The organism is Paenibacillus sp. YSY-4.3, from assembly GCF_054767475.1.
This window is the reverse complement of sequence record NZ_BAABMC010000002.1, coordinates 158,682-176,583: the sequence shown is the minus strand read 5'-3', so window position 1 is coordinate 176,583 and position 17,902 is coordinate 158,682. Positions and strand designations below refer to the sequence as shown.

The 17,902-nt window shown below is 49.8% G+C and carries 15 protein-coding genes; 11 read left to right on the top strand and 4 right to left on the bottom strand.

The window, feature by feature from the left end; genetic code table 11:
* Positions 1 to 50 precede the first annotated feature (50 nt).
* The 4 genes from ACYUJT_RS07685 to ACYUJT_RS07670 all read right to left on the bottom strand — a co-directional run bounded on the left by ACYUJT_RS07685 (position 51) and on the right by ACYUJT_RS07670 (position 2,880).
* Positions 51 to 1,787, bottom strand: coding sequence for a SulP family inorganic anion transporter (locus ACYUJT_RS07685; protein WP_460320184.1), 1,737 nt, complete (start codon positions 1,785 to 1,787; stop codon positions 51 to 53).
* A 25-nt stretch (positions 1,788 to 1,812) separates the two neighbouring features.
* Positions 1,813 to 2,142: an ArsR/SmtB family transcription factor gene (locus ACYUJT_RS07680; RefSeq protein ID WP_460320182.1), complete on the bottom strand. Its 330-nt coding sequence runs from the start codon at positions 2,140 to 2,142 to the stop codon at positions 1,813 to 1,815.
* A gap of 164 nt (positions 2,143 to 2,306) precedes the next feature.
* Complete coding sequence (locus ACYUJT_RS07675) at positions 2,307 to 2,552, bottom strand: DUF2642 domain-containing protein (protein WP_460320179.1); 246 nt, start codon at positions 2,550 to 2,552, stop codon at positions 2,307 to 2,309.
* A 169-nt stretch (positions 2,553 to 2,721) separates the two neighbouring features.
* On the bottom strand, positions 2,722 to 2,880 hold the full coding sequence (locus ACYUJT_RS07670) for a hypothetical protein (protein ID WP_019635287.1): 159 nt from the start codon (positions 2,878 to 2,880) through the stop codon (positions 2,722 to 2,724).
* A gap of 152 nt (positions 2,881 to 3,032) precedes the next feature.
* On the opposite strand from ACYUJT_RS07670, the gene ACYUJT_RS07665 reads away from it, so the two are divergent.
* The 11 genes from ACYUJT_RS07665 to ACYUJT_RS07615 all read left to right on the top strand — a co-directional run bounded on the left by ACYUJT_RS07665 (position 3,033) and on the right by ACYUJT_RS07615 (position 17,897).
* Positions 3,033 to 3,440 carry a MarR family winged helix-turn-helix transcriptional regulator gene (locus tag ACYUJT_RS07665; protein WP_460321572.1) on the top strand — a complete coding sequence of 136 codons (408 nt, stop codon included), beginning with the start codon at positions 3,033 to 3,035 and terminating at the stop codon, positions 3,438 to 3,440.
* 53 nt (positions 3,441 to 3,493) lie between these two features.
* Positions 3,494 to 4,687 (top strand): MFS transporter, encoded by a 1,194-nt coding sequence (locus ACYUJT_RS07660; RefSeq protein WP_460320175.1) that lies wholly within the window; start codon positions 3,494 to 3,496, stop codon positions 4,685 to 4,687.
* A gap of 93 nt (positions 4,688 to 4,780) precedes the next feature.
* Positions 4,781 to 5,662: a carbohydrate ABC transporter permease gene (locus ACYUJT_RS07655; protein WP_460320173.1), complete on the top strand. Its 882-nt coding sequence runs from the start codon at positions 4,781 to 4,783 to the stop codon at positions 5,660 to 5,662.
* A complete protein-coding gene (locus ACYUJT_RS07650) occupies positions 5,662 to 6,498 on the top strand; it encodes a carbohydrate ABC transporter permease (protein WP_460321569.1) in 837 nt (278 codons plus the stop codon). The genes ACYUJT_RS07655 and ACYUJT_RS07650 overlap by 1 nt, the downstream gene beginning before the upstream one ends.
* 42 nt (positions 6,499 to 6,540) lie before the next feature.
* The gene (locus ACYUJT_RS07645) at positions 6,541 to 7,818 is read left to right on the top strand and encodes an ABC transporter substrate-binding protein (protein ID WP_460320170.1); all 1,278 of its coding nucleotides are present in this window, start codon (positions 6,541 to 6,543) and stop codon (positions 7,816 to 7,818) included.
* A 143-nt stretch (positions 7,819 to 7,961) separates the two neighbouring features.
* A complete protein-coding gene (locus tag ACYUJT_RS07640; protein WP_460320168.1) occupies positions 7,962 to 9,773 on the top strand; it encodes a sensor histidine kinase in 1,812 nt (603 codons plus the stop codon).
* A gap of 26 nt (positions 9,774 to 9,799) precedes the next feature.
* A complete protein-coding gene (locus tag ACYUJT_RS07635; protein ID WP_460320166.1) occupies positions 9,800 to 11,311 on the top strand; it encodes a response regulator transcription factor in 1,512 nt (503 codons plus the stop codon).
* Between the two features lie 120 nt (positions 11,312 to 11,431).
* A complete protein-coding gene (locus tag ACYUJT_RS07630; protein ID WP_460320164.1) occupies positions 11,432 to 12,709 on the top strand; it encodes an ABC transporter substrate-binding protein in 1,278 nt (425 codons plus the stop codon).
* A gap of 29 nt (positions 12,710 to 12,738) precedes the next feature.
* Complete coding sequence (locus tag ACYUJT_RS07625; protein WP_460320162.1) at positions 12,739 to 13,623, top strand: carbohydrate ABC transporter permease; 885 nt, start codon at positions 12,739 to 12,741, stop codon at positions 13,621 to 13,623.
* A complete protein-coding gene (locus ACYUJT_RS07620; protein WP_460320160.1) occupies positions 13,620 to 14,444 on the top strand; it encodes a carbohydrate ABC transporter permease in 825 nt (274 codons plus the stop codon). Before ACYUJT_RS07625 ends, ACYUJT_RS07620 begins: the two co-directional genes overlap by 4 nt.
* Before the next feature lie 228 nt (positions 14,445 to 14,672).
* Entirely contained in the window at positions 14,673 to 17,897 is a 3,225-nt protein-coding gene (locus ACYUJT_RS07615; protein ID WP_460320158.1) for an RHS repeat domain-containing protein, read from the top strand.
* Positions 17,898 to 17,902 lie beyond the last annotated feature (5 nt).

Sequence of the window (17,902 nt, the reverse complement as noted above, 5' to 3'; positions counted from 1 at the left end):
TCCCTTATGAAGCCGTGCTTTTTGTTTCCTATTTATAGCGTAGGTGCTTTCTACGAAATATGCTGGCGCAGGCTGCCGGTGCTGCTGAGCGTGGTGCATTCCCGAAAGGCGAACTGCTTACAGCCGAGGCATTTATGGAATTGCAGATTTTCCAGCGCATAGTTCAGTGCCTCCCCCGTATGCCCGAAGAATCGATCCTCGCCGATCATGGCATAGCCGCCGGTCTTGATCAGAAGCTCTCTGGGCTGCGGCTTCATGCCGGAAATAAGAACGATGACGCCGCGCTGCATGAGGCGCTGAATCAGGCTGGAAAAATTGGATTCCCCCGTGGTGTCCATGAAGGGAACGCTGCCCATACGCAGCAGGACGACCTGAAGGTCTTGATCCGCAAGCAGCTTCTGATCCAAGCTCTCCAAGACATGAGAGGCTCCGAAGAACAGCGTACCTTCAACCGTATAAATGCCGATCTGCGGACAATCCCGCTCTTCGGTTACCATATGCGCCTGCACCTTTTCCTTGCCCGAAGAGTGGTCAGGCAGCACTTTTTCAACCGCAAGCATCCCGCTCATCCGTTTAATGAACAGGATGACGGCCAAAGCTAGTCCCGCTTGTACGGCAACCGTCAAGGTCGTAAATACCGTGAGCACAAAAGTGACGAGCAGGATGAGCGAATCCCCTGTCCGGGTTTTGAGCATATGGGTGAAGTTCTTGTACTCGCTCATGTTCCAGGCTACGACCATTAAAATGGGGGCCATGCTTGCCAACGGAATGCTGGAGGCGTAAGGCGCGAACAAGACAACGATCAGCAGCACGACGACGCCATGAATGATCCCGGATAGAGGGGAAACCGCACCGTTCTTAATATTCGTTGCCGTCCGGGCAATCGCGCCGGTAGCCGGGATGCCTCCAAACAAAGGGGCCGTCATATTGGCCACTCCTTGACCGATCAATTCCCGGTTGCTGTTATGCCGGGTTCCGGTCATCTCGTCGGCAACGACGGCGGACAACAGCGACTCAATGCTCCCGAGCATAGCGATGATCAAAGCCGGCTGCAGCATTAGGAGGATGCGATCCCAAGTGAAATCAAGCGGAGCAAAGCTCGGCAATCCCGCAGGAATAGGCCCGTAGGCTGATCCAATCGTCGTTACTTTGCCGGGAAACAGCCAGGCAGCAATCAAAGTGGAGATAATGATGCCCACGAGAGATCCGGGGACTTTCGGCAGAAATTTAGGAGTTAGAATAAGAGCAGCCAAGCATATGCCGGCAATCAGTACGCTGTACAGGTTCAAAGAGGATATCCGCAAGAATATTTCCTTCATGTTATAGAAAAAATACTCATAACGCTCCACGCCCTCAAGCCCGAGAAAGTTTGCGATTTGTCCGCTGAAAATAATGACGGCGATCCCGGAGGTAAACCCGATGGTGACCGGCTTCGGTATGAATTTGATCAGCGACCCCAGCCGGAGGAGTCCCATCAGCACAAGGAATACGCCTGCTAGAAATCCGGCGATCAGCAGATTTTCGTACCCGTACTGCATCACGATCGCCAGCAGAATCGGAATGAACGCTCCGGTCGGTCCGCCGATTTGAAATTTAGATCCGCCGAGCAGAGAGATTAGAATCCCCGCTATGATCGTTGTATACAGTCCATACTCGGGCTTTACTCCCGAAGCAATGGCAAAAGCCATCCCTAAAGGAATGGCGACAATTCCGACGATACAGCCCGATACTAAATCCTTGCGAAACGCATGTACAGAGTAACCACTAAATCGTCCTACCCATTTCATTTTGTTTAACCTTCTTTTCTAATCGTTAAATTTGTTTATTGATGTCCTCCAGCATAGATATGGATTCAACTAAATGGTTATTGAAAATATGCTTGGCTACCGCAAGCAGGTCGCTGATCAACGGATCGCGAAGCGAGTAAATCACGGTCGTTCCTTCCTTGACGGTATTGACCAGGTTCTTGGCGCGAAGCACGGCTAGCTGCTGGGATACCGCCGAGCCCTCCGACTCGAGCATCGTCTGAAGCTCGTTCACATTGCGTTCTCCTTGGCTCAATATTTCCAAAATGCGGATTCTCATCGGATGAGCAAGCGCTTTGAAGAAATCTGCCTTGAATTGCTGTATGCCTTTGTCCATAACGAAAGGTATCTCCTTGCTTTCATATATTCATATATCTGAAATTTTGAATGTTTGAGTCAGCGTTAATGATAACACGGCAAACGCCACTTGTAAATGATGTATGTAATAGCAAAGAAAGCTGCGTAGTCCGCAGCTTTCTTGGTATCCCTTTAACTTTCGCGTTATTTTGGCATGATCCAGACGATTTCGCATATGCGAACTAAGAATTTTTTTCCGCGTGCATCCAGCACCACATGATCTGGCTTGACGTCGGCGATACAGCCGTCAATTCCTCCGCGAGTCGTTTCCAGCACTACATAGTTGCCGATATTGGCTTTTAGCGCATCGACCACGCAAGGGTCGACAAGAGTTACCGCCAGAGGATGATGAGGATGATGATGATGTCCATGGCCTCCATGATGAGACATGTGATGATGATGATGCATTGGATAAAATTGATTCAAGTGATTCACTCCCATTTCTAATGATACGGCATTCTATGCGAATGACTAGTTCGCCGTATAGGCATTTGCCCAGAAGGAGCGAAAACTTAAATACCCGGGAAGGATTACTTCCCGGGCGATCTTTCCCGATCAGCTAGCGATGCTCGACGAGGTCGATGGCCCCGAGCACGATGTGGGCTAGGCCAAAGCCAAGAGCACCGGTAGCGGCAAGCTTATACTTGCTCCGAAGCAGTGAGGCGGCTGAAGCGGATACTACGGCTCCAAGAACAGTAGGAATCAAACCTTCGCGCATGCATAACACTCCTTTGGACTCAATTGGAAAGACAACGTTATTCTGATTCGGGCAGATGAAAATTATGCATAGGATTGACATGATATAGTTGCTATATCTATAATTGTTATACATATAATTATTGTGCGAGGAGGCGTTCAACGTTGCGGATCATGGATTCCCTTGGCTATATCATTACCAATACCGGGCGTAAAATCACCCAGCAATTAACGCAGAAGTTTCATGACTACGGGATTACATCCGAGCAATGGGGCATACTGCAGACACTGACCGAGGAGGACGGCATTACGCAAGCGGAGCTGTCCCGGCGCACGGAGAAAGACCCGACCAACGTCACTCGCATTCTGGACCAATTGGAGCGGAAAGAGTTCATACGCCGAGGAGCCAATAAAGAGGACCGGCGCTCCTATCTAATCCATGTCACAGAGAGCGGACGAAGCTTAAGCCAGATACTTCTGCCCATCGAGGCAGAGTTTACGCAGTCATACTTAAAGGACTTAAATGAGGAGGAGCTTGTGCTGCTCCGCCGGGTATTTCAGAAAATAAATGAACGCATGTAACCCCTGCGCAGCACTTCATCCCAAAATACAAACATAGAAAGCAGGAAAACAATTTGAAAGAAACATCATTATGGAACAAGAACTTCTTGCTGATCTGCTTCAGCAGTTTTTTTGTGTTTATAACCTTTTATATTTTGGCCGTGACACTGCCGACCTTTGTGCTGGAAACGCTGCATGGCAGCCAGAAGGGCATCGGCCTTGTGACTACGGTATTCGTTATCGCTGCGGTTATCTTCCGGCCCTTGGCCGGCAAGTGGCTGAACGAGCTGGACAACCGCAAAATCATGAGTGCCTCGCTCATTCTGTTTGCGGTCTGCAGCGCCCTATATTTGATTGTACGCGGCATTGCGCCGCTGCTCGTCCTCCGCGTCATTCACGGGGCGGCTTTCGGCGTCGCGGCGACGACCACCTCGGCGATCGCGATCAAGCTGATTCCGGAGAATCGCAAAGGTGAAGGGATCGGCTATTTTACGCTCTTCATGAGTCTCGCAATGGTTTTCGGGCCGTTCCTTGGCTTAACCATCGTCACCCACTTTAATTTCCCCGTGTTATTCATCATGTGTCTTATATTCTCGGCGCTCTCTTTGGTCTGCGGCCTGCTGCTGCAAATCCCTGGCGATCCAGAACCGAAGAAACCTGGCGCTGCCTCATCATGGCATTGGAGCAACTTCATCGAGACGAAGGCGATTCCGATTTCCATTTCCGGCTTTATGTTGGCCTTCTCCTATGGCGCGATTTCTACGTTCATTTCGGTGTATGCCAAAAGCCTGGGAATGGAGCCGTTCGCCAGCTATTTCTTTATCGTGTTCGCCGCCCTTATTCTCATTTCCCGGCCTTTCACCGGGAGGTTGTTCGACCACAAAGGCGAGCATGTGCTGGTGTATCCGGGCATACTCTTCTTCGTCATTGGCATGGTTTGGCTCAGTCAGGCTGATACCACCTTTGCCTTCCTGGCGGCCGGCGGCGTGATCGGTCTTGGTTACGGCGCTCTGCTGCCCAGCTTTCAGGCGATTGCCATCAAATCGTCGCCGATTCAGCGCAGCGGGCTGGCTACGAGCACCTATTTTGTGTTTTTTGACGCGGGTTATGGGGTTGGCTCCTATGTCCTGGGTGTGGTAGCCGCGATGACCAGCTACGGAACGATGTATTTTGTCGGTGCGATGGTGGTCGCTTTCACCGCATTGTTGTATTATGCGCTGCATCACCGGAGACAGCGCAGAGAGCGGTTGGATGAGACATCTGCATAGGCGCGGACAGGATAGGAATAGCTGCTCCCAGATTCAAAGCTTTGGCTTATAGGGTAAAAAGAGGTCAATACCGTAAGCCAAGGGAGGGAGCGTTTGATGCGCAAGAGAGCGTCCCAATTGCTGCAGCAGATCATTTTTGTCGGACCATCGACTATATTTTTTATATTGATCGTGGCTGCGCCTTTTGTGCTCGGCCTGTATTACTCATTTACGAGCTGGAACGGGATTTCGCGCCATGCCGACCTTGTCGGTGTGAGCAATTATCTGCATATATTCACGCGAGATCTCGCTTTCCGCAGTTCGTTTGTGTTTACCGCGAAATTTACGCTGCTTAGCGTCCTTCTAACGAATGTCACAGCATTTATCCTCGCTTATTTGCTGACGAAGCCTTTCCGAACGCGGAACGTCATGCGTACCGTATTTTTTATGCCCCATGTCATTGGCGGTTTGCTGCTCGGTTTTATCTGGCAGTTTATTTTTGTGCGGGGTTTTAGCTCGATCGGCGAATGGACCGGGCTAAGCTTCTTCCGGCTGTCGTGGCTGGGCACGGAATTCACCTCGTTCTGGGCCATCATTATCGTATTTGTCTGGCAAAATGCTGGATATTTGATGGTCATTTACATCTCTGCAATGAACAACGTGCCGAAGAATCTGATGGAGGCGGCGCAGGTGGACGGCGCTGGCAAACGGCAGGTGCTCGGCAAAATCATCGTGCCGCTGATCATGCCTGCGGTGACAGTCTGTCTGTTCCTGGCGATTTCCTGGTCGTTCAAGCTTTTCGATCTCAATTTGTCCTTGACCAAAGGCGGGCCGTTCAAATCAACGGAATCCGTCGCGCTTAATATTTATAATGAAGCTTTCAACATCAGCCGGTTTGGCATGGGCTCCGCGAAAGCGATCCTGTTCTTCCTTATTGTGGCGATCATTTCCATACTTCAAGTATGGGCGACAAAGAGCAAGGAGGTGGAGATGTGATGGAGACGGCAAAGCGATATAACGGAAAAATCGTGCTGGTCGAGCTGTTGATCATCATCGGCGGCCTGCTGTTCCTTGTTCCGTTTTATTTTCTGCTGGTCAACTCGCTCAAGAGCTTTGGAGAGATTCTGACCGATGCGGCCGGCTGGCCGTCGGCGTTCCAATGGGGGAATTACGCCGGAGCATGGGAAAAGACATCTTTTCCCAAAGCCTTCGGGAACTCGCTGCTCATTACCGTCCTCAGCAATCTGCTGCTCGTGCTGATGTGCGCGATGGCTGCTTACCGGATGGCCCGCAGGCCAACCTGGTTTAACCGCATACTGTACATGGCTTTCGTGGCGGCGATGATCATTCCGTTCCAGGCGATTATGATTCCGCTCGTCAAAGTGACGAGCATGCTTGGCATCATGAACTCGCGAACGGGGCTGATCCTTTGCTACCTTGGGTTCGGCGCGCCGCTGACGGTGTTTCTGCTCCACGGATTCGTGAAGTCAGTTCCGCTCGATATCGAGGAAGCCGGGCGGGTGGACGGCTGCTCGCCTTACGGCATCTTCTTCCGGATCGTCCTGCCGCTGATGCAGCCGATTGCGGTAACCGTCGTCATTCTCAACACGCTGTGGATCTGGAACGATTACCTGATGCCTTCGCTGATTTTGCAGAAGCCGGAGCTGTTTACGATTCCGATCGAAACCTTCGCATTTTTTGGACAGTTCACGAAGCAGTGGGATCTGGCCTTGCCTGCGCTCGTACTGGGCATTACCCCGATCGTGATTTTCTTTCTGTTTATGCAGAGATACATCATCGACGGCATCGCCCAGGGCTCGGTCAAAGGATGATGATATGAAGATCATGATCGATGGACGGGAGGTTGAGCTGATATGAGAGCTAGAAAATACATCGGCAGGTCGGTCCTATTACTTCTGCTGGCCGCATTGCTTGCAGCGGGCTGCGGGAGCCGGAAGGAAGCCGAAATGCAAGACGGGCGCAAGGTGCTGCATATTTTCCAATTCAAAGTAGAGATTGCCGAAGCGTTGGAAGGTCTGCAGAAGGAGTTTGAGCAGGAGCATCCGGACATCAAGCTGGAAATCCAGACGGTGGGGGGCGGCAGCGATTACGGCGCGACACTCCGCTCCAAATTCGCCTCTGGGGAAGAGCCCGATATTTTCAATATCGGCGGATACCGTGAGATGGAAATGTGGGAAGAATACCTGGAGGATTTATCCGATCAGCCTTGGGTCAAGGATGTCAAGGAGCTGGCCAAAGAGCCGATGACCAAGGACGGCAAATTATACGGACAGCCGATGAACCTGGAGGGCTACGGCTTTATTTACAACAAGGAGCTGTTCCGTCAGGCCGGCATTACCGAGCGCCCGATCACGCTCAGCGGGCTGCGGGAGGCGGCACAAAAGCTGGAAGCTGTGGGCATTATCCCGTTCTCCAACGGGTATCAGGAGTCGTTCGTGCTTGGCAACCATAACATCAATGCCGCCTTTGCGTATCAGACAGACCCAGCGGCATTTATTCAGCAGTTAAACGAAGGGACGGCGAAGTTCGCAGATGATCCGGTCGTGCAGCAGTGGTCGGATCTGTTGGAGCTGACGCTGGAATACAGCAATCCGAACCCGCTCACCACGGATTACAACACACAAGTGACGCTGTTCGCCAGCGGCAAAGCCGCGATGATGCAGCAGGGCAACTGGACGCAGGGGCAGATCGATGGGATCAACCCGAATCTCGACCTGGGAATACTGCCTATGCCGATCGATGATACGGCCGAGGATAATGATGTACTGTTCGTCGGGGTGCCGAACAACTGGGTCATCAACAAGAATTCCCCTGTCAAAGAGGAAGCGAAAACCTTCCTCAACTGGCTGGTCTCCTCCGAGACAGGCAAGAGGTACATTACCGAGGAGTTTCAGTTCATTCCGGCCTTTGACAGCATCGAAGGCAAAGAAGAGGATCTCGGGGCGCTCGGCATCGAGGTTCTGAAATACACCGATGCAGGTCAAGCGCTGACCTGGAACTGGTTCCGGTTCCCGAATGGCATGTCGGGCGAATTCGCCAGCAGCATTCAGGCCTACATCGGCGGCAAAGTCACAAAACCCGAGATGTACGAGCAGTTCCAGCAGAACTGGGACAATTTGAGCGTGGAATAGGTAGACTCAGAAGCGTTGATTGCAATCGATCAATGCTTCTTTTTTTTGGCGAAAATGAGGAGAGTCTATTCATCTGCTTTGTTCTTTTGCTAAAATGCATTAGGATGAATAGGGAGAATGATCAGCTATTGAGGGAGCTATGTATGAACAGAATACTGCGATTTTTACGCCGTTTCATGCTGCAAAAAACGATTTATCGGACGTTCCTCGTTTACTATTTGCTCGGTAACCTGCTGCTGCTCGTGCTGCTTGGGATGTTATCCATTCGCGATTCGACCCGGATGATTACGGAAGAGGTGATCCGGTCAAGCAACAAGGTAATGGAGCAGGCTGCTCAAGGCTTAAGCTTCAACCTGGAGGAGACGAAGCGTTCGCTGCTGGTGCTGGCAAGCAACCAATCCGTCGGCGCAATCATGCGGCATGCTGAAGTGCCTGATATGGCCTATTTGCTCCAGCATGAACGAAATATTTCCGAAATTACGCAGAGCATCAATACGTACCAGTCGTTAATCAGCGATGTACTTATTCTGGGGAAAAACGGATATGTCAACAATTTGAACGGGCGGAGCTCGCTTTGGTGGGAATATTCCTTCGGGGCGCAGCCGTGGGCACAGGAATCCTTTCAGCTCCGGCAGGGAGATTATTTTTTTAGCCTGGGCATACATCAGCAGGATTATTATTTGAGCTCGGACATTTCTCGATATGGACGTCCTACCTTGTCCGTAGCTATGCAGGTCAAAGGCTTTCGCCGCGAGGTCATCGGCTCGGTCATTGCCAACCTGGATTTGCAGAAAGTAAACAGTATGTTCGAGCGCAATAACTATCAGAACAGAGGGAGCATCTTTCTGATCGACGAGAACAGGAGAATCATCGTTCACCAGAACAACGAAGAAATCGGCCAAATCATGGACATTGCTGGAATCGATGAGATATACGAACAGAAGTCGGGCAATTTCCGCACGCCATTATACGGGGAGGAGCATTTGATTATTTATCAACCGACGGCTGTTGAAGGCTGGATGATGATCTCCGCCGTGCCGATGAGTGAAATCACGAGCCAATCTGCTCCGCTAAAATCGAACCTGGCGCGAATTCTTTACCTGTGCCTGATTCTAAATGTGCTGATTAGCCTGGCGGTCACCTTTCGCATTTCCCGGCCGATGCAGGGCCTGCTGAAGACGCTCGATAAAATCGGGACCGACGACATGCTGTACATTCACGATAAAAACTACCAATATCACGAAATCAATCAGATTGGCATGAAATTCAAAGAGCTTATGGACCGGATCGACCTGCTCATTCAGCAAAACTATCTGACTCAGATCGCGCTGAAAGAAGAAGAGCTGAAGGCGCTGCAGGCTCAGATCAATCCTCATTTTCTGTTCAATACGCTGCAGTTGCTGCAGACGGAAATTGTATGCGGTAACATTGAGTCCTCCAATCATATCGTGCTTTCCTTAAGCCACATGTTCCGTTATTCGATGAGGCAGTCGGGTGAGCTCGTGGAGCTTAGAACGGAACTGGAGCACGTACGGAATTATCTTTATATTATGAATAAAAAATACGATGACCGCTTGCAGGTCGACGAGTACATTCCAGATCAGCGCGTATTACCGTGCAGAATACCCAAGCTGCTGCTGCAGCCTGTCGTGGAGAACTGTATCCGGCATGGATTCGGTGAGGATCGGCGGGAGGGTGCGGTTCGCATCAGCGTCACCACAGTGAAGAGAGGACTGCTTATCGCCATTTGTGACAGCGGCAAAGGGATGGATGCAGATGAGCTCAAACGGTTGAGACGGCAGCTGAACAAGCCGGATGAGAAAAACGGCAATATCGGACTTTATAATATCAATCACCGGATTAAGCTGAATTTCGGACAGGATTTCGGAATCCGGGTTCGCAGCACAAGAGATGTCGGCACCTACGTGTATTTAGTTGTGCCGAGAATCGAATAAGCTCGCCTTTACGAGGGGGACATGCCATGAAATTGCTAATAGCGGATGACCAAACTTCCCTGCACACTTTTTTGGATAAGACGATGGACTGGACAGCCTTGGGGATTACAGAGATCAAACATGCCTACGACGGCCGGGAAACGCTGCAGCAGCTTGGAGAGTACCTGCCGGATATCGTCATTCTGGACATTCAGATGCCATTTATGAGCGGGATCGAAACCTTGCAGCAACTGGATCATTCCGTAAAGAAGCCGAAAACGATCATTGTAAGCGCTCATGATGAATTCACCTATGCGCGGGAGGCGCTGCGTCTGGACGTCTATCAGTATTTGCTGAAGCCCGTGGATGTCGTATTGCTGAAGAAAACCATTCTTGAGCTTACATCCGCCATACATGCAGAGCAGCAATCTGTTCTGGCCCATGAATTCGGGAAGCTGGTGCACTCCAGGTCTGCGTATGCCAATAGCCTCGCCGTCGTCGAGCGGGCCTGCTGCTTGCTGAAGTTCCAGCAATGCGCCGTCCTCCAGATCGAAGGGGAGGGCCTGAGCGAGCCGATGCTTGCGGAATGGCTGCTGCAGGCGCAGTCGTCGCTGATTCCGGTAGTTTACCGAAAGAGCCGGAATAAATACAGCTGCCTGCTGGGAATAACCGCTCCCATGCCGGAATCCCGGTTGCTGGAGCTATGTCAGGAGACGTTACCCCGTATCCAAGCTCATACAACCGAACTTGCGGTGAGCATCGGGGTAAGTCGCATGATGGAAGGATGCCATGCTGATAAGCTGCCGCAGCTGCTGGAGGAGAGCGAGGAAGCCGGACTGCTGAGCTTTTATACCTGTGAGCCCGTGAGTGCCTATCAGGAGGAGGCATTCAACGTGGCATGGGGCATGCAGCACTTTCAGACCTACGAACAGGCCTTTCGGGAGATGGTAGTCCGCGAATTCGCCCCGGAGGCCGCCAGGAAGCTGACCGCAGAAATGTTCGATTATTTCCGCAGCTCGCGGATTCCGCCGGAGGATGTCTATTCTCTAGTTCTTCATTTTCTGTACGTCATTGCCCAATCGATTCCGTCTATGGGCAGGTCAAGTGCGAAGCTCGACAACATCACGATGGATGACCTCAGGAGCTGTCGCAATGTCCAAGAGCTGGAGCGATTTTTTATGAGCTTAATCGACCATATCGCCAGCATCATGAAAGGCCCAAACCTGACGGAAGATATCGTCATGAGAGTGAAGCAATATGTCGACCTCAACTATGGAGAGGACCTATCTCTGCAAATGGTGGCGGATCGCTTCGGTTTAGACCGCTTTCAGTTAAGCAGGCTGTTCAAGCAGGAAATGAATGTGAACTATTGGAATTACGTGATTCAGATTAGGATGGAAAAGGCCGCCGAATTGTTGCTCCGCACGGAGGAGAAGAACAGTGTGATCGCTTCGGTAACCGGATTTGTGGATGAGAGTCACTTCAGCAGGACGTTTAAAAAACACTACGATGTGTCCCCCAAGCAATATCGTCAGCTTCATCGAGGCGAGAAATATTAGGCCGTGCAACGAAATACAAGAAGTTGCGCAACAATATGAATTCCGCCACGAAGGGAATCAGAGTAAGCTTTGAAGTGAATGTAAGTGCTTACAATGTTGAAATATAAGGGGGAACTACACGTGAAAAGAAAGTCACTGCTGTTGATTATGGTTATGATCGTCACGATGGTGCTCAGTGCCTGTGGAGGCAAAGACAGTTCTGAAAGCGCAGCCAGCGGTGCTGAGGGCGGGCAAAGCAAGCAAAAAGTGAAGCTGAGCATTCTAGCTTGGAACAATGAGTCCGAAATGAAGCCGGTGCTGGAAGGATTTAAGAAGAAATACCCGCATATTTCTTTCGATTTCCAATTTGCTCCGCCGGTCAAAGACTATATTTCGAAATTGCAGACGATGCTGCTGTCGGATTCCGCGACGGATATTTTTATGATCGCTGCCGAGAACCGCAATGAAATTATCGATGGCGGACACGCGATCGATCTGACGGACTACCCGTTCATGGATGTAATGCTCGACAGTAATAAACCGATGCTGAGCAAGGACGGAAGAACCTACGCCTTTACGCAAAACGGCTGGGTAGGCGGTTGGTTCTACAATAAAGCACTATTTGAGAAAGCAGGTATTACGGAGCTCCCTGAAACCTGGGATGAATTCATCGCCGTGTGCTTGAAGCTGAAAGAGGCAGGAATTGTCCCGATTTATGATACTATGCAGGATTTGACGCAAATCCATTCTGCTCTATACGGGAACATGGTTCTGTCCCAAGACCCTGAGTTTGATGAGAAGATCTTTGCTGGCGAAAAAACATTTGCCGATGGATGGACAGAAGTGTTTAAAGTGTGGAAAAGAGATTTGATCGATACGAAAATTTTGACCTCCGATATGATTGGCCTGACTGGAGATCAAGTCGAAAGCGAGTTTGCGCTTGGCAATGTCGCGATGTTCTTCAGCGGTCCATGGGTGATGGATAAATTGACGCAGGTGCCGGACCTGGATTTCGGAGTTATGGGTCTGCCTGGATTCGAGAAAGGCCAGAGCTACTATGTCGGGGCGCCAGGTGTAGGGTTTGCGGTGAATAGCAAGACAAAAAACAAAGAGGAAGCGCTGCTGTTCCTGGAGTACCTGAGCAGTGAAGAAGGCCTGCAGTTGTTCTATGAGGGCACGAATTTAATTATGACGGCCAAAGGCTTCGAGGCGGAAGTGCATCCTGCCCTGCAAAACGCATATGAGGAAGGCCTGATGCAAGGCAGAATCTATTTGCCTATGGTGACTTGGCCAAGATACCAGGAAGCGCTCAGAAACCAATTCGTGGTTTCGACCCAGGATATGGCTGTAGGTAAGATTACGCCGGAGGAAGCTGTTCAAGCCATTGATAAGAAATTCATTGAGATGGAGAGTTACTAAGATCTAGCTCACTGAAAGGAAGATCAAACTTGGGTAAATTCATGCGACAGCTGCAATACCAGGTGTTTCTGATTCCGATTCTAATCATCTACACGTTGTTTACGATTTACCCGTTAATCCGCTCATTTATGCTTAGTCTGACTAACTTTAACGGGTATTCCAAGAACTATGACTTTATCGGCTTGAAAAATTATGCGCGCTTGTTCTCCGACAATGCGATCGTATCGGGAATATCATTTACGATATTGTTTGCGGTCGCAACAACGGTGCTGGTCACTTTACTTGCGATTCCGCTAGCGCTTGTTCTGGATCAGAATTTTTTCAGCAAAAATGTGCTGCGGGCGGTTTTTTTCTTCCCGTCCATTCCGAGCGGCCTGCTGTTGGCCTTTATCTGGGGCTTTATCTTCGCGCCGATCCCGTCGGGGATTCTAAACACATTCCTGCGCGAACTGTTCGGGATGTCGGCACAGCCCTGGTTATCCGATCCTTTGCTGGCCAAGATTTCGACGATTGTCGTCGCTGTTTGGGCCACGACCGGATGGCACGCGGTCATTTATCTAGCCTTCCTTCAGTCGATTTCCAAGGACTTCTTCGAGGCAGCGGCGATCGATGGAGCCAACAAGTGGCAGCAGATCCGCTACATTACCATTCCGCTGCTGGCTCCGGCGATGACGGTGAGCGTGCTGCTCTTAATCACTAACGGCTTGAAGGTTTATGAGGTCCCGTTTGCATTAACGAACGGTGGACCTGGTTTTGAGACGCATACGATTACGCAGGTGATCGTGCTCCGGGGGATTTCCGAAGCTCAGTTCGGCCTCGCGTCTGCGATTTCAGTCATCTTCTTCCTTATCGTGCTAGTGATTGGCTTCGTCCAATTCAACCTGATGCAGAAAAGGGAGGAGCGCATGCAATGATAGGATCCAAACGGAAATTATGGATACTGGATGTTCTTATGCTTCCTTTCGGACTGCTCACTTTTTTCCCTTTTTACATTATTATCGTCAATACGTTTAAAAGTGAGTTCGAGACAGCAACGAAGCCGGTCAGCTTGCCTACAAGCTGGAACTTCTCGAACTATGCCAGAGTCTTTGAGGAGACGCCGATACTGCGCAGCTTTGGCAACAGCTTGTTTCTGACCGTAACGGCCGTTATCCTGATGGTGCTGATCGGAGCCATGGCAGCGTATCCAATCGTTTATAACCGGACTCGCGTAAACCGGGTCATTATGGGATACCTGTTACTTGGGTTCATGGTTCCTTTTCAGACGCTGCTCGTGCCGCTGTTCCAGTTGATGACCAACTTGAAGCTGGTGGATAAGCTGTATGGATTAACGATGATGTATTTAGGGGGCTCGGTGTTTGTCTTCTTCCTGATCCTGGGGTATATGAAGACCATTCCGAAGGATTTGTCGGAGGCGGCCATTATCGATGGCTGCTCGATCTGGGGCATATTCTGGAAGATCATCCTGCCCTTGCTGCAGCCGATTACAGTCACCTGTGCCGTGCTGCAAACGATGTGGATTTGGAACGATTTCCTGTCCCCGATGCTATTCCTTAGCTCCCGGGAGAATACGACGCTCGTTCTGGAGATTTATAAAGCCAAGGGAGAGTTCGCGGTCAATTGGCCGATGTTCATGACGATGACGGTCATTACGCTTGCTCCTGTCTTTATATTCTTTATCGCCATGCAGAAGCAAATCGTAGAGGGGATCGTAGGCGGGGCTGTGAAAGGGTAAACCCGAGTAATACGACCAAATTCAGCTGAACTGGGATAATAAGAACGTGGAAATAGGCTAGAAATTGAATAGGAACTACAAGCTGGAAGCTACCTTCAACGTGATGTTGGGGTAGCTTTTTTTTGTTAATCCAACCAGATAAGGGACTTTATGACTATACATGATCAAATGTAAGTTAGCCGATAAACATTATACATATTAATAAATTTGGGAAATGGAGGAAATGAGTTGAATCTTAGAAAAATCGTTTTGCTTGTTTTGACTGTCCTGCTGCTTCTAGGAAGTTTGGGTCCTGTCTCAACATTTGCTGAAGGAGAAGCACTGCCTATAAAGGTGCATGGTCAGCAAATGGCAGAGCATGCAGTTCAACCTTTAGATGAAGGAGTACTTGCTGAGAAATTCATTCCTATTGATGATGCTCCACTATTAACAGAAGAACTGACGGTAACAGACAGCACCTACATGTCTTTGCTCGCCGCTGAGAAAGTCAGCGTGATCATTTATCCCGGGGAGAGCGTCCAGTTTACGAATGACACATCCACCACAACGACCTTAACGACAGATGCTAAGTCGACGAATAATATTCGCGTTGATTATGTCTCTTACAACGCAGATGGAAAAGTAGTTTCGGATGATATGTCGTTCACGGGTAATCCGCTTGTTTACTCTAAAGGGGGGTATACTGTCGTTTCTGCGGATTACGGTTACCCGGTAACGGTAACTTTTAATGACGTACTTACTTATTCTTACGTACAGGTTCCCGCTTTACTAAAAACAACATTGAATCGTGGTGAGAGTTATTTATTCTCTAACGAATCGCTTGCTGTGAGAAGCATCATAAGCGACGCAACATCCTCCAACGGGATGCGTTATGACTTTGCCGTCTATAAAAGCGATGGCTCCTTAGAAAAGTCGAGTTTTGATGCATATTCCAAGCCTTCTTTTAGTGTAGGAGACACGATTGTACTTACTGGAGCTTCCGACATAACGGTTACTATTGCCGTTCCATACGAAGGCTTTTATGGCTATGAAACCGACGAGCCGGCATACGATAGCCTCGTATTATATCCCGGAGAGAGCCACGAGTTTACCAATGTCGGGACGAAGTCCGATCGTCCGGAGCATGCGGGAACCTCCAAAGATAAATTTGATTATGTCGTCTACTCGCCAGATGGTTCAGAGGTTTCCAGGGGAACGAATACGACCACTTTACCGTTGGTAGCGGTAGGAAGACGCGTAGCGATTACTTTGGTTACCGAGAATCCGATTCGCGTCGGTGCTCCATTCCGCACCTTTATGAGAGGAAACCGTGCGGATGAGGCACTCAGCAGGGTTACTGTATCGCCAGGGGACTCATATATCTTCACGAATAACGGTACGCTTCGAAATAGCGTTAAGAATGATGCTAGAGCAGTGAAAGGCCGATACGATTACGTCGTATACAACGTAAATGGAAGTTATGTTTCTCAAGGCTTTAACTCTTTGGCTACACCAACTCTATCACCCGGGTCGATCGTCATCTTTACGGTTCGGGACAGCACCCCGGTTACCTTCGAGTACGCCGACGATTTCTCAGCAGAGTTTAGCGATGAGCCATCACATTTCAGGGTGACTCTATCCAGGGGAGAGAGCTTCGAGTTTAGAAATATCAGCTCCGCTGCCAGATATTTGTACAGCATTGCTTCTTCCAGCAGCCGCTTCGACTGGGCGGAATACTACCCGGATGGCACGCAGCAAGGGAGGAGAGCTAACACCTATACTAATCCACAGGTTGCGAAAGGCAACAGCATCGTTGTGACTGCGGTGTCCGATATACCGGTTACGTTTGGTGCCATATACCGCTTGTTTGATTGGAAGGACAAGGAAGGCGTAGCCATTTCCAAGCAGGTCGTGCATAACGGGGAATCGTACCTGTTCATAAATATCGGCTCCAGGTCAAGAGCGATTACTAGTGATACCGCTCAAAGCGGCGGAAAATTCGACGTTGCGATATACAACAATGACGGGAGTGTGGATCGGGGAGGCTTTAACGATACAGGCAGCGTATTGATACCTGCCGGAGGTTATGCAATTGTAACCGGACAATCTGTGAACCCGGTAACATTCTCTTTTACCGATTCTTTTTCAGCCGATCAGTCGGCATTTCCTGCGATGCTGCGGGCTACTGTACTGCCGGGTAATTCCTATACTTATGTGAATATTAGCGGTCAGTCGGAATACTTGTACAGCGATGCAACCTCTTCGAAGGAATTTGCATATGTCCTAAGACGGCCAGATGGAACGATTCGGGGAGATAATTCAAGCCGTTATACTCCCGTCTCAGTTCCTGCGGAGCATTCTATTACAGTTGCACCATTAACAGAGGCCATCACCTTTGGAGGAGTCTATACGTCCTTTACGGGAATGCCTGGGGAAAACCCTGCGGTCAACAAAGTGACCCTATCTAAAAATGAAAGCTATTTATTTGTGAATTTGCAATCCTCATCGCAAACCCTAACCAGCGACGCATCTAATAACACGCTGTCTATGTTTGATTACGCTATTTACGCTGCAAATGGGGAGCCGCTGGAAGCCGGGTTCGACCAGCAAGGCAACCTTTCCGTTCCTGGCGTGGCGGAAGTGGTCGTAACGGTCGTATCGGATCAGCCAGTCACGTTTACGTACGGGCAATCCTTCCAGGCAGTACCAAGTCTGGAGCAAGCGTTGCTGAAAAGCACATTGTCCACAAATCAGAGTGCAGGATTTAAGAATATAGGCAGCTTTGCCGCGAAGTTGACTACAAATGCGAGTACATCGGGAAATCGTTACTTTGATTATACGATCCTGGATGCAAACGGGACAGTGATCAGGGAAGGTGAGAAGGCGACGGTATCTTATCCGATCCCTGCTGGTGGAACTATTCAGGTGAGGACAGCACTAGGGAACCCGGTCACATATGCAGCTCCTTACCGGACATTTGAAGCGGTCGACGTACAGGAGTATATCTTTGAAGATCTTTTGCATCGTCAAGTTGCATACGTGTATAAAGCAGCCGGACAAAACGGGTATTATCGCTTTGTCGCACCGGAAACGGGACAATATCGCTTCGCCACCAAGGAATTGCGGAATTACTCCCAGCAGCCTGAACTGACATTATATGATCAGCCGGAGCTGACAACGCCTATATCGCCGAGGGAGAATAGCGAACAGGAATTCGGTGTGGATTACACGGTATGGGAGTTCGACTTAGAGGGCGGAAAGACCTACTACTTGAAGCTAGCTGAGAAAAACTCGCTGCCATTCGAATTTCAAATCATGGTGGCCCTAATGGAGATAAGACCTGAGGCATCTTTTAAATATAGACCGGATGGACGGCTGACTCAAATCATTTATCCGTCAGGGGATATTCTCATTTACGACTATGATTCCAAGGGCAATTTGAAGCAAAGAACGAAGAAAATATATCCGTTTTAAGGTTA

Excerpts from the sequence above, each read along its gene's own strand:
- ACYUJT_RS07685 (WP_460320184.1), bottom strand. The coding sequence starts at position 1,787 with ATGAAATGGGTAGGACGATTTAGTGGTTACTCTGTACATGCGTTTCGC.
- ACYUJT_RS07680 (WP_460320182.1), bottom strand. The coding sequence starts at position 2,142 with ATGGACAAAGGCATACAGCAATTCAAGGCAGATTTCTTCAAAGCGCTT.
- ACYUJT_RS07675 (WP_460320179.1), bottom strand. The coding sequence starts at position 2,552 with ATGTCTCATCATGGAGGCCATGGACATCATCATCATCCTCATCATCCT.
- ACYUJT_RS07670 (WP_019635287.1), bottom strand. The coding sequence starts at position 2,880 with ATGCGCGAAGGTTTGATTCCTACTGTTCTTGGAGCCGTAGTATCCGCT.
- ACYUJT_RS07665 (WP_460321572.1), top strand. The coding sequence starts at position 3,033 with ATGGATTCCCTTGGCTATATCATTACCAATACCGGGCGTAAAATCACC.
- ACYUJT_RS07650 (WP_460321569.1), top strand. The coding sequence starts at position 5,662 with ATGGAGACGGCAAAGCGATATAACGGAAAAATCGTGCTGGTCGAGCTG.
- ACYUJT_RS07645 (WP_460320170.1), top strand. The coding sequence starts at position 6,541 with ATGAGAGCTAGAAAATACATCGGCAGGTCGGTCCTATTACTTCTGCTG.
- ACYUJT_RS07640 (WP_460320168.1), top strand. The coding sequence starts at position 7,962 with ATGAACAGAATACTGCGATTTTTACGCCGTTTCATGCTGCAAAAAACG.
- ACYUJT_RS07635 (WP_460320166.1), top strand. The coding sequence starts at position 9,800 with ATGAAATTGCTAATAGCGGATGACCAAACTTCCCTGCACACTTTTTTG.
- ACYUJT_RS07620 (WP_460320160.1), top strand. The coding sequence starts at position 13,620 with ATGATAGGATCCAAACGGAAATTATGGATACTGGATGTTCTTATGCTT.